Origin of the sequence: Gymnodinialimonas sp. 202GB13-11 (assembly GCF_040932485.1) — a bacterium.
Classification (GTDB): Bacteria; Pseudomonadota; Alphaproteobacteria; order Rhodobacterales; family Rhodobacteraceae; genus Gymnodinialimonas; species Gymnodinialimonas hymeniacidonis.
On sequence record NZ_JBFRBH010000001.1, the window covers coordinates 1,265,916 to 1,277,228 of the forward strand.

The 11,313-nt window shown below is 60.3% G+C and carries 11 protein-coding genes; 10 read left to right on the top strand and 1 reads right to left on the bottom strand.

All coding sequences use genetic code 11. The annotated features are described in order from the left end of the window. Nucleotides 1–57: 57 nt before the first annotated feature. From uppS to lpxB, 10 genes are all read left to right on the top strand, one after another. On the top strand, nucleotides 58–774 hold the full coding sequence (gene uppS / locus V8J81_RS06310; RefSeq protein WP_368474899.1) for a polyprenyl diphosphate synthase: 717 nt from the start codon (nucleotides 58–60) through the stop codon (nucleotides 772–774). Nucleotides 775–782: 8 nt separating this feature from the next. Further along, entirely contained in the window at nucleotides 783–1,616 is an 834-nt protein-coding gene (locus V8J81_RS06315; protein ID WP_368474900.1) for a phosphatidate cytidylyltransferase, read from the top strand. Next, nucleotides 1,613–2,797, top strand: a complete 1,185-nt coding sequence (gene dxr / locus V8J81_RS06320; protein ID WP_368474901.1) for a 1-deoxy-D-xylulose-5-phosphate reductoisomerase — start codon at nucleotides 1,613–1,615, stop codon at nucleotides 2,795–2,797. Before V8J81_RS06315 ends, dxr begins: the two co-directional genes overlap by 4 nt. Before the next feature lie 3 nt (nucleotides 2,798–2,800). Beyond that, nucleotides 2,801–4,126, top strand: a complete 1,326-nt coding sequence (rseP, locus tag V8J81_RS06325) for an RIP metalloprotease RseP (protein ID WP_368474902.1) — start codon at nucleotides 2,801–2,803, stop codon at nucleotides 4,124–4,126. 453 nt (nucleotides 4,127–4,579) lie between these two features. Then, nucleotides 4,580–6,928 carry an outer membrane protein assembly factor BamA gene (gene bamA / locus V8J81_RS06330; RefSeq protein WP_368474903.1) on the top strand — a complete coding sequence of 783 codons (2,349 nt, stop codon included), beginning with the start codon at nucleotides 4,580–4,582 and terminating at the stop codon, nucleotides 6,926–6,928. A gap of 5 nt (nucleotides 6,929–6,933) precedes the next feature. Continuing rightward, nucleotides 6,934–7,530: an OmpH/Skp family outer membrane protein gene (locus V8J81_RS06335; RefSeq protein WP_368474904.1), complete on the top strand. Its 597-nt coding sequence runs from the start codon at nucleotides 6,934–6,936 to the stop codon at nucleotides 7,528–7,530. Nucleotides 7,531–7,602: 72 nt separating this feature from the next. Beyond that, on the top strand, nucleotides 7,603–8,076 hold the full coding sequence (gene fabZ / locus V8J81_RS06340; RefSeq protein ID WP_368474905.1) for a 3-hydroxyacyl-ACP dehydratase FabZ: 474 nt from the start codon (nucleotides 7,603–7,605) through the stop codon (nucleotides 8,074–8,076). Continuing rightward, nucleotides 8,076–8,882, top strand: a complete 807-nt coding sequence (lpxA, locus tag V8J81_RS06345; RefSeq protein ID WP_368474906.1) for an acyl-ACP--UDP-N-acetylglucosamine O-acyltransferase — start codon at nucleotides 8,076–8,078, stop codon at nucleotides 8,880–8,882. Before fabZ ends, lpxA begins: the two co-directional genes overlap by 1 nt. A gap of 4 nt (nucleotides 8,883–8,886) precedes the next feature. After that, a complete protein-coding gene (locus V8J81_RS06350; protein WP_368474907.1) occupies nucleotides 8,887–9,660 on the top strand; it encodes an LpxI family protein in 774 nt (257 codons plus the stop codon). A 1-nt stretch (nucleotide 9,661) separates the two neighbouring features. Continuing rightward, nucleotides 9,662–10,801, top strand: coding sequence for a lipid-A-disaccharide synthase (gene lpxB / locus V8J81_RS06355; RefSeq protein ID WP_368474908.1), 1,140 nt, complete (start codon nucleotides 9,662–9,664; stop codon nucleotides 10,799–10,801). On the opposite strand, the gene V8J81_RS06360 is transcribed toward lpxB, so the two are convergent. After that, the gene (locus V8J81_RS06360) at nucleotides 10,794–11,264 is read right to left on the bottom strand and encodes a YbaK/EbsC family protein (RefSeq protein WP_368474909.1); all 471 of its coding nucleotides are present in this window, start codon (nucleotides 11,262–11,264) and stop codon (nucleotides 10,794–10,796) included. The two genes, lpxB and V8J81_RS06360, sit on opposite strands and share 8 nt — an antisense overlap. Between the last annotated feature and the right edge of the window lie 49 nt (nucleotides 11,265–11,313).

An 11,313-nucleotide genomic window follows, 5' to 3' on the forward strand; every position in this document is an offset into this window, starting at 1 on the left:
CATCCTAGCCAATCAAGCCTCATCCATCATACCGGACGCTCCCTGAAAGGACGCCCAATGACCGACCAGACCAAAGCGCCAAAACACGTTGCCATCATCATGGATGGCAATGGCCGTTGGGCGCAGATGCGGCATCGTCCGCGCCTTGTCGGCCATCATGCTGGCGCCAAACGTGTACGGGAAGTTGTAAAGGCTTGCCCTGATTTGGGGGTGAAGTATCTGACGATCTTCGCCTTCTCCACTGAGAACTGGAAGCGGACGCAGACCGAAGTTGCGGGTCTGATGAAGCTGTTCAAACGCTATATTCGCCGTGAGGCAGAGAACCTGCTGGAAGAGGGAGTGAGGGTTCGTTTCATTGGCGACCGCGTGCGGCTTGAGCCTGCGCTGGTGGATCTGATGGACGGGCTGGAGCTTTTGACGGCTGACAATGACAAGGTGCATTTGACGATTGCGCTGAATTACGGCGGTCGGGATGAGGTGGCGCGTGCCGCCCGTCGATTGGCCCATGATGTTGAAATGGGCAAGCTGAACCCGCGTGACGTATGTGATGAGACGTTTCCCAAATACCTCGACACCCATGTTCTGCCTGACCCCGATCTGGTGATCCGCACGAGCGGTGAGGCGCGCATCTCGAATTTCCTGCTGTGGCAGTCGGCCTACGCGGAGTACGAGTTTATCGACACGCTCTGGCCTGATTTCACCTCGGATGTCTTCGCTGAAGTGGTGGGGCGCTTCGGGGTTCGGGAACGGCGCTTCGGCGCGGTGCCGGTCTGAGGCGCGCGATGGCGGGAGGGCCGAAATTCGCGGATCTCGTCCCGCGTGTGCTATCGGCGCTTGTCCTTTTGAGTGTGGCGGGGGCGGGGCTTTGGTTCGGCGGCCTTGTGCTGGCGCTTTTGCTTTCGGTCTTCGGGGCCGTGATGCTTTGGGAATATTTCCGTCTCATCATCCGGCTAACGAAGCCCTTTGCCCGGATCGCGACTGTTTTGTCTTCGGTCTTGCTCGCGGTCGCCTTGATCCTTGAACATCGACTTGTCCAGGAGACAGATGGAACGCTCGCCGTGTCCCCGATTGCAATCGGGGTTCTGATCGTCACGATGATCGTGGTCATGATACCGGTCCGCAAAAGCCGGTTGGAGACATTGTTCGGCGCGATGATCCCGCTGGCGACTTTCCTGTTCTTCTTCCTGCACCAGTCCGCGCCGATGGCGATGTGGCTTGTCGTGGCCGTGGTGATCTCTACCGACGTGGCGGGCTATTTCTTTGGCAAGTTGATCGGCGGCCCGAAGTTTTGGCCAAGCCTGAGCCCCAACAAGACATGGGCAGGCACGGTCTCTGGCTGGGGGATGGCTGCGATTATCGCGATCATCGTGGGTATCCGCGCCAGCGATCCGGTGTCGACGACGATTGTGGGCGTGATCTTTCTGGTTCTTGTGGCTTTCGCCGCGCAGATGGCCGACATCGCAGAAAGCGCGCTGAAACGCAGGGCAGGGGTCAAGGACAGCTCCAAGATCATCCCCGGCCATGGTGGCGCGCTTGACCGGTTCGACGGGATGCTTGGCGCCTTCACCGTGGCGGGGCTGGTCTTTGTGCTCGCGGGTTTCACGGTGACGTTGTGAAGAAGCGCCGTGTCTCGATCTTTGGGGCGACAGGCTCCATCGGGCAGAACACCATCGACCTGATTTCGCGCGATCCAGATGCTTATGACGTGATGGCCCTGACGGGGTCGTCGAACATCGCCCAACTCGCAGCAGATGCGAGGAGCTTGGGCGCGCAAATTGCGGTCACAGCCGATGAGCGTTTGTTGCCGGACCTGCGTGCCGCATTGGATGGCTCCGGGGTTGAGGCGGCGGCGGGTGAGGCGGCGTTGCTAGAGGCCGCAGATCGGCCCGCAGATTGGATCATGTCGGCGATTGTCGGCGCGGCGGGGCTTGCTCCGGGGTTCCAGGCCTTGCGCCACGGGACAACTCTGGCCTTGGCGAATAAGGAAAGCCTTGTGACCGCAGGCCCACTTCTTTTGCAAGAAGCACGCGCGCATTCGGCCCGCATCCTGCCCGTCGATTCCGAGCATTCCGCAGTTTTTCAGGGGCTTGTCGGCGAAGACATGGCGGCGGTGGAGCGCATCATCATCACCGCATCGGGCGGCGGTTTGCGGGATTGGCCGGTAGAAGCGCTCGCCTCCGCCACCCCGGAAGATGCGGGCGCGCATCCGAACTGGGACATGGGGCAGCGTATCACGATCGATAGCGCGTCGATGTTCAACAAGGCGATGGAACTTATTGAAACAAAAGAGTTCTTCGGTGTTGCGCCATCACAGATCCAGACGGTCATTCACCCGCAAAGCATCGTCCATGCGCTTGTCGGCTTCAATGATGGGGCGCTGATGGCGCATCTGGGCGCACCGGATATGCGCCACGCCATCGGCTACGCGCTCCATTACCCGGATCGCAAGACTCTTCCGGTGGAACGCATTGACCTCGCGCACCTGGCCAAGCTGGAATTCTATGCCCCCTGCGATACACGTTATCCGGCACTAAAGATCGCGCGGGCTGTCATGGAAACCGGTGGTCATGCGGGCTGTGTATTCAACGCAGCCAAGGAGGTCGCGCTGGACGGGTTTCTGGCGGGGCGGATCGGTTTCATGGACATGAGCGGTGTGGTTGAGGCCACACTTGACGCGATCTCGTCAAAGATCGGCCTTTCAAATGCCGTCGAAACCCTTGAGGACGTCCTGCAAACGGACCAAATGGCACGTAAGACTGCCTGGACCATGATCGAGCAACACGCAGAAAAGGCATAATTGATGGATCTTCTTCCCGCATTCGGCAATTTCGGCTTCACGTTGGTGGCATTCGTGGCTGCCTTGTCGATCATCGTGGCGATCCACGAATATGGCCACTACATCGTGGGCCGTTGGTCCGGCATCCATGCAGAGGTTTTCTCCATTGGATTTGGCCCGGTTCTGTTCAGCCGCGTCGATAAACGGGGCACGCGCTGGCAATTGGCCGCCTTACCCTTTGGCGGCTATGTGAAATTCCTTGGCGATGCCAACGCGGCCTCTGCCGGGGCAGATGGGGCGGTTCTGGATGCGCTCGACCCCACGGAACGCCGCCGCTCCATGCCCGGTGCGCCCCTATGGGCAAGGGCTGCGACAGTTGCGGCGGGTCCGATTTTCAATTTCATTCTGTCCATCGCGATCTTCGCAGGCATCGTCATGTTCAGCGGCCAGGCGGTGGAAGAGGCGCGCGTGGGCGCGCCCAAAGCGCTACCGGCAGACGTTGTTACGCTGGAGCCGGGCGATCTGATCACCGCCATCGAAGGCCAGTCGGTCGAAGAATTGCAGGACCTGTTTACGCTCGCCCGCGACCTCGAGCCCGCGCCTTTGCTGACCTACGACATCGTGCGCAACGACGAAGCTATTCAGGTGGAAGCGGCGTTCCCAATGATGCCCATCGTGCAAAGCGTGGCTCCGCAATCTGCGGCCATTGCCGCGGGTATCGAAGAGGGTGACTTGATCCGGAGTGTGGATGGCGTTCCGATCCATGGCTTTGGCCAGTTGCGCGAATTCGTCGATGCGTCTGAAGGCGCGCCGCTGGCGCTCGAAGTGTGGCGCGCGGGTGAAATCCTGAACCTGACGCTGAGCCCGCGTCAGACCGATATCCCAACCGGTGACGGGTTTGAGACGCGCTGGCTTATCGGCATCACCGGTGGTCTCATCTTTGACCCTGAACGGCAGAGCGTTGGCCCCTGGGCGGCTTTGACCTACGGCGTCAATCAGGTGGGATTCATCATCGAAAGTTCGCTTGACGGCTTGTGGCACATCATCACCGGCGCAATCTCAAGCTGTAACCTGCAAGGGCCTATCGGGATTGCAGAAACCTCCGGCGCCGCAGCCAGCCAAGGTTTGGACAATTTCATCTGGTTCATCGCAGTTCTGTCGACGGCTGTGGGCCTGCTGAACCTGTTCCCGATTCCTGTTCTGGATGGTGGCCATCTCGTGTTCCACGCCTACGAAGGCGTCACCGGCAAGCCACCCTCGGACAAGGTTCTGCGCGTGTTCATGTCGGTCGGTCTGGCAATGCTGCTTTCGCTGATGCTGTTTGCGCTGACTAACGACATCTGGTGCTGAACCAGCCGGGGTTTTGGGCGGGCCAAAACCCCCAAAACTCCACCCGGCGAACAAGGTTCTGACACATTTGAAGCGGATCATTAGCGCAATCGTACTTTGATTGGACCAGTGACCCATGCGTTATCTAGCTCAGAGCACCCGCGGAATGACCCAGCTTGTCATGCTGAACATGGACCGCTTTTTGACCCCGCTTCTGATCGTTGCGGCGCTGACGCTGGCCGGTTGGGTTCTGACACTGGCGCAGCCTTGGTAAAGGCCTGCGCGGGCACGCGTTAACCTACACATCACAAACACTTATCCGGCGGCCAGGGGACTGAGCCGCCGTGCTGGATTCGCCACAGGTTGTGACAATCGGCGAGAAAGGCACAACACTTCCACATCATGCGTTTGACTACCCCTTGGGGGCAGGCTACCCAGTGACTGTCTGCAAATTTGACCAATGGGTGGGATTCTATGGTCCTCCGTGCTTTTTCGCACTTGTCTGGCTTCGTCGGACGTATCGCGACCCCTGCATTGATTGTGTGTGTGCTGCTGTTGTCGGCACCTTTGGCAACCGCGCAGTCGTTTAATTTCAACAACTTCGATGTTCAGGGCAATGTGCGCACCAATGATGCGTCTGTGCTGGAAGTGGCGGGTATCACGCCGGGTCAGTCTGTGTCTGCCGGACAGGTGAATGACGCGCTTCAGCGGCTGCAGAACTCGGGTTTGTTTGAGCGCGTTGAAGTCGCGCCGCGTGGCAATACACTGGTCATCACCGTTGTCGAATTCCCCACGATCAACCGCATCTCGATCGAGGGAAACCGCCGGCTGGATGACGAGGACCTCCTGACAGTGATCTCGTCCACCCCGCGCCGCGTCTACTCGCCTGTCACGGCTGAGCGGGATGCCGCCGCAATTGCAGAAGCTTACCGCGAATCCGGTCGCCTGACCGCAACGGCAGTTCCGCAAATCATCCGCCGCGATGAGGGACGTGTTGATCTGGTCTTCGAAGTGACCGAGGGCGCGGTTGTCGAAACCCAGCGCATCGCGTTTGTGGGTAACCGCGACTACTCGGACCGTCGCCTGCGGCAGGTTTTGGAAAGCACACAAGCCGGTCTGTTCCGCGCGCTGATCCGGTCGGACACGTTTATTCAGGATCGCATCGCGCTCGACCAACAATTGCTGACGGACTTCTACCAAGACCGTGGCTACATCGACTTTGAGATTCTGTCGGTGACGCCGGAACTCAGCCGCGACCGCGGCGCATATTTTGTGACCTTCAACATCCGGGAAGGGCAAAGTTACCGGATCGGCAATGTCGGCGTTCGCTCGGAACTGCCGGGTGCGAACGCAGCCGACTTTGAGGGTGCCATCAACATCCGGCAGGGTGTCCGTTACAGCCCGCGCATCATCGACAACGTTGTGACGCGGATGGAAAACCTTGCCGCTGATCAAGGCCTGCGTTTCGTGCGGATTGAGCCTGTTGTGAACCGCGACGATGCCAACCTGATCGTGAATGTCGAGTTTGTCATTTCACGGGGCGAACGTGTCTTCGTGGAGCGGATCGACATCGAGGGCAACCAGACCACGCTGGACCGCGTGATCCGCCGCCAGTTCGACGTCGTGGAAGGCGACCCGCTTGACCCCGCACAGATCCGCGCGGCTGCTGAGCGTATCCGCGCCACCGGCTTCTTTGCGGATGTGCAGGTTGAAGGCCGCCCCGGCACTTCGCCCGAACAGGTGATCATCGACGTGGATGTTGAAGAGCAGCCCACGGGTTCACTTGGCTTCTCGGCGAGCTACTCGACGGACAGCGGTGCAGGTTTTGCGATCAACTTCTCGGAAGAGAATTTCCTTGGCCGAGGTCAGGCTGTTGCGTTGAGCCTGAACACGGTGGACGGCTCGCAGGCGTTGACCTTCTCGTTCGAAGAACCGGCCTTCCTGCGCCGTGACCTCGCGGCGGGTGTGACGGCGTACTATCAGCAAACGCAGCAGCAGAATAATGCGAGCTTCGATACGGTTCGCTATGGTGTGGGTGTTGGGTTCGCTTTCCCGGTCAGCGAAAATGGACGGCTGCGCGTATTTTACAACTACGATCATGATGAAGTTTCGGGGCTCGATAATGCTGCGAACCTGAACTCTGATATCCTTTTGCGTGAGCCGACAGAGGCAGACACGTCCCGCATCGGTTTCACTTACAGCTTTGACAACAGAGACACGGGTCTGAACCCGAATGCCGGCGTAGCGTTCGCGTTTACCGGTGAATATGCAGGGTTGGGTGGCGACACCGAATTCTTCCGGTCAGAAGTTCGTGCGGTCGCGGAGACACGTGTTGCGCGAGAAGAGATTACGCTGCGTGCGACGTTCGAGGGTGGCGTAATCAACGCACTCGACGATGACGGCACACGAATTGCGAACCGTTTCTCGTTGAATTCGCGGCAGATGCGAGGCTTTGAAAGTGGTGGCCTGGGGCCACGTGACTTGGCTGTGAGCAACCAAAACTTCCTTGGCGGAAACTACTTTGCGGTCGCGCGTTTCGAGGCAGCGTTCCCTCTGCCTTTGCCCGATGAATATGGGATCTCGGGTGGTGTTTTTGCGGACGTTGGTTCGGTTTGGGGACTCGACGATGTGCAAGGCGGGTCGGCTGCAGGCTCGGGTGCCAGCGTTGTCGACGACAGCTTCCGTCTCCGCTCCGCGGTCGGCGTCTCGATCTTCTGGGACACGGCGCTTGGGCCGCTTCGCTTCAACTTCTCGCACCCGGTCCAGTACGAGGATTATGACCGGACCCGCAACTTCGACTTCACTGTCGAGGCGCGTTTCTGATCGCCATGGGATCGTTGGCCAATGGTCTTTGCGCCGCCGCCCTTGGGTTGGCGGCGCTCGCTTTCGCAGCGCCTGCCACCGCGCAGACCGGTCCGGCACGCAATGATGTGCTCGTGCTCAACCAGGAACGGTTGCTAAACCAAACCGCCTATGGCGCGCGCATTCAGCAAGAGCTTGAAGAGGCCTCGATCGCGCTGGCCGCTGAAAACCGTCAGATCGAAGAATTGCTGACCGCGGAAGAGCTTGAACTGACCGACCTGCGCCAGACCCTTCCCGCTGACGAATTTCGCGTCCTGGCAGATGAGTTCGACACGCGTGTCAGCGCGATCAGGGCAGCACAAGACGCAAAAACCCGTGACTTGCAGGCGCAAGCCGAAGCGGCGCGCCAGCGGTTTTTCGAGGAAACGGTGCCTATTCTGCTGGAACTGGTGGAAGGTCGCGGTGCCTCTGTCCTGATGGACAGTCGCACCGTTCTTTTGTCTGCCGGAGGTGTCGATATTACCGAGGCAGCGATTGTCGTGATCGATGAACGTCTCGGGCGCGGTGGGGAAGATCCGCTGATTGCGATCCCAGGCCTGTCCTCCACGCCGCAAGAAGACTAGCCCCACGACTTGCCGCGCGCGGGCGGAGTTGCTAGGCCACCGCGAACAACGCCCTAATGCCGGAGCAGAACCATGACGGTCGACCCTCAGACCACAGCCGATATCGACCTGATCCAGCGCATTCTGCCGCATCGTTATCCCTTCCTTCTGATCGACAAGGTGCGCGACATTGAAGCGTTCAAATCTGCGGTAGGCATCAAGAACGTCACCGTGAATGAGCCACACTTTCAGGGCCATTTTCCGGGTGTGCCGATCATGCCTGGCGTCACTATCGTGGAAGCGATGGCGCAAACGGCGGCGGTGATGGTCGGCGTGTCGGCGGATTTGGCGGACAAGAATTTCCTCGTGTACTTCATGGGGATCGACAGCTGCAAATTCCGCCGCAAGGTGGTGCCCGGCGACGTGCTTGAGCTTCAAGTTACGACCCTGCGCGGCAAGCCCGGTGGAAAGGTCTGGAAATTCGAAGGTCGCGCCGAGGTTGAGGGCGAGTTGGCCTGCGAGTGCAGCTTCACGGCCATGATGGATCTGCCGCAAGGAGCCGCCTGATGGCGGTTGACCCATCTGCGCGTGTTCACCCGTCAGCGGTGGTTGAAGACGGAGCCTCAATCGGGCCCGGTTGCGACATTGGCCCGTTTTGCGTGGTCGGCCCCGAAGTGACCATCGGTGCGGACGTTGTGCTGAAATCCCACGTTGTCGTCGCCGGTTGGACCGAGATTGGCGATGGTTGCGAGATCTTCCCCTTCGCCTCCATCGGCGAAATTCCACAAGACAAGAAGTTCGGCGGCGAACGGACCCGCCTGATCGTGGGCAAGCGCAATCGCATCCGCGAAGGCGTGACCATGAACACCGGGACCGAAGGCGGTGGCGGTGTCACCAAAGTCGGCGATGATGGTCTGTTCCTCGCCAATTGCCATGTGGCCCATGATTGTATCGTGGGCGACCGTGTTGTGATGGTGAACTCCTCCGCCTTGGCCGGTCATTGCATTGTTGGTGACGACGTTATCCTCGGCGGCCTTTCGGGTGTGCATCAGTTCGTGCGCATCGGACGTGGCGTTATCGTTGGTGCGCTGAGCATGGTGACAAATGACGTAATCCCCTACGGCCTTGTTCAGGGACCGCGGGGCCGATTGGACGGGCTGAACCTTGTGGGTCTCAAACGTCGTGGCGTGGCCAAGGCTGATATTACGGCCCTGCGCGCGGCCCTTCAGGCGCTGAAACAGGGCGAGGGTGCTTCGTTTCAAGAACGTGCCCGGCGCCTTGGCGACAGTGACGAAATCGACAGCGACTATGTGCGCGACATCGTTGATTTCGTCATGGGCGAAAGCGACCGATCCTACCTGACGCCGGAGTGATGTGATGCGTGCCATTCTAGCCGGTGACGGCGCCTTGCCCCGCCTCCTGCTGGAGGCCGAGATGGCCTATGTCGTTCACTTCAAGGGCACAGTGATCGAACGGCACAAGGGGCCTCCGATCAAGGCGCGGTTTGAGCAGCTTGGAAAGCTGTTTGATGATCTGCGCGCCAAGGATGTGACTGAGGTTTGTCTGGCCGGTGCGATGGGCCGTCCGGCTTTGGATCCGGTGGCATTTGATCCCTTCACCGCTGCGAAGATGCCGATGCTCATGCAGGCCATGGGGCAGGGCGATGATGCCCTGTTGCGGGCGGTCGTGGGCGTGATTGAGAGCGAAGGCTTTTCAATCGTTGCGGCCCATGACATTCGCCCTGACCTTGTTGTGCCTGCAGGTGTGATTTTCGGTGCTCCGGTAGGGGAAGACGACGCCGCACGCGGACGCGCGGTTCTGGATGCGCTGGGGCCATTGGATGTTGGCCAAGGGGCTGTCGTCGGCAAAGGTCAGGTTCTTGGGATTGAAACTCTCCAAGGCACTGAAGCGATGCTCCGGTTCGTGGCCGAGACGGCCAAGGGATCGGGTGGTGTGTTCGTCAAACGCCCCAAAGCCGGGCAGGATCTGCGCATGGACATGCCCGCGATTGGCCCTGAGACGATCCGTCAGGCAGCTGTGGCCGGGTTGTCTGGCATCGAAGTTGCGCCCGGTGAAGTCATGTTGCTGGACCGACCGGCGATTGAGGCCGCCTGTGCCGAGACAGGTTTGAGCCTGTGGGCGGGTCCGTGACGTGGGCGCGCCGCTAAAGTTGTTCCTGGTTGCGGGGGAGCCTTCGGGCGACCGCTTGGGGGGCGCTTTGCTGGCGGGCTTTACAGACGCGGGCGTGGATGTGATCGCACGGGGCGTAGGTGGCCCCGACATGGCCGCGCAAGGCATGGCCTCGCTTTTTCCATACGAAGAACTCGCGGTGATGGGCATAGCGGAGGTGCTGCCCAAATATCGGCAGTTGAAGCGTCGGATAGCCGAGACGGCTCAGGCGGCGATTGCGTCAGGCGCGGATGCGTTGATCACCATCGACAGCCCTGATTTTGGCCTACGCGTTGCCAAGCAGGTCAAAGCGGCACGGCCCCAGACCAAAACCATCCACTATGTTGCGCCGTCGGTCTGGGCCTGGCGCCCGGGGCGGGCGGCGAAGATGGCGAAGGTGGTTGATCATGTGCTGGCGCTTTTGCCGTTTGAGCCGCCGTATATGGAAGCGGCGGGGATGACGTGTGATTTCGTGGGCCACCCGGTTGTGGCGGAGCCGGTTGCGTCAGTAGACGAAGCCGCCGCATTTCGGGCGGCGCATAGCTTCGCAGGCGGCGAGACTCTGATCCTTGTCCTGCCGGGGTCGCGCCGGTCAGAGGTTTCCCGTCTCGCCCCTGTCTTTGGTGAGGCATTGTCTGGCGTTAACGCGCGGCTGGTTTTGCCTACATTGCCACATATCCGGCAAACGGTCGCGGAACTGACACAGGGTTGGTCCAACCCGCCGCTCATTGTGGACGCGACGGACCTGCCTACCAAACGCGCAGCCTTTGTTGCGGCGGACGTGGCGCTGGCTGCATCGGGAACCGTGTCGCTCGAATTGGCCGCCAGCAACACGCCGATGGTCATCGCCTATGACTTCAGTTGGATCACTCGCGCCTTGGTGAAACGCGCGATCCGGGTGGACACAGTCACTTTGGTCAATCTTGTGAGCGAGACGCGAACCGTCCCTGAATTCCTGGCTGAGAATTGCCGCCCTGATCTGATCCGGGCAGGGCTGCTCGATGTCTTGGATGATCCGTCCAGTCAGACCGCCGCGATGGAAGAGACGATGGTGCGACTGGGCAAAGGCGGCGACGCGCCGGGCCTGCGGGCCGCGCAATCGGTGCTGCGGGCGATTAGCTGACGAAATCCGCTGTCTCGGCACCCGACATGGCCTGCAACGCATCGGGAGCGACTGGAAAAATGTGGCGTGGTGTACCTGCCGCCGCATAGACCAGATCGAACTCGGAAAGCCGTGGATCCCACCATGCCCGGATCGGGTTGAGATGTCCGATGGGAGCAACGCCGCCAATCGCAAAGCCCGTTTGTGCGCGGATCAGCCCGGCATCGGCCTTGCCCAACGGTTCGCCCGCCACGGCACTTGCCTTGGCCGCATCCACCTGATTGCCACCGGCGGTCACGAACAAAACGGCCTCGCCACTGGTTTCCGCACGAAAGATGATCGACTTGGCGATCTGGTCCAATTCGCATCCTGCCGCTGCCGCCGCCTCGGCTGCCGTGCGTGTGCCATCCGCCATTTCCAGCACGTCCACGCTCTGGCCCGCCTCTTCCAGCGCCCGTTTTACTCTTTTCAACGATTTCGACATGATCACCTGCTTGCCAATCCCGCCGGACCTTACAAGGATCGCACTCGGT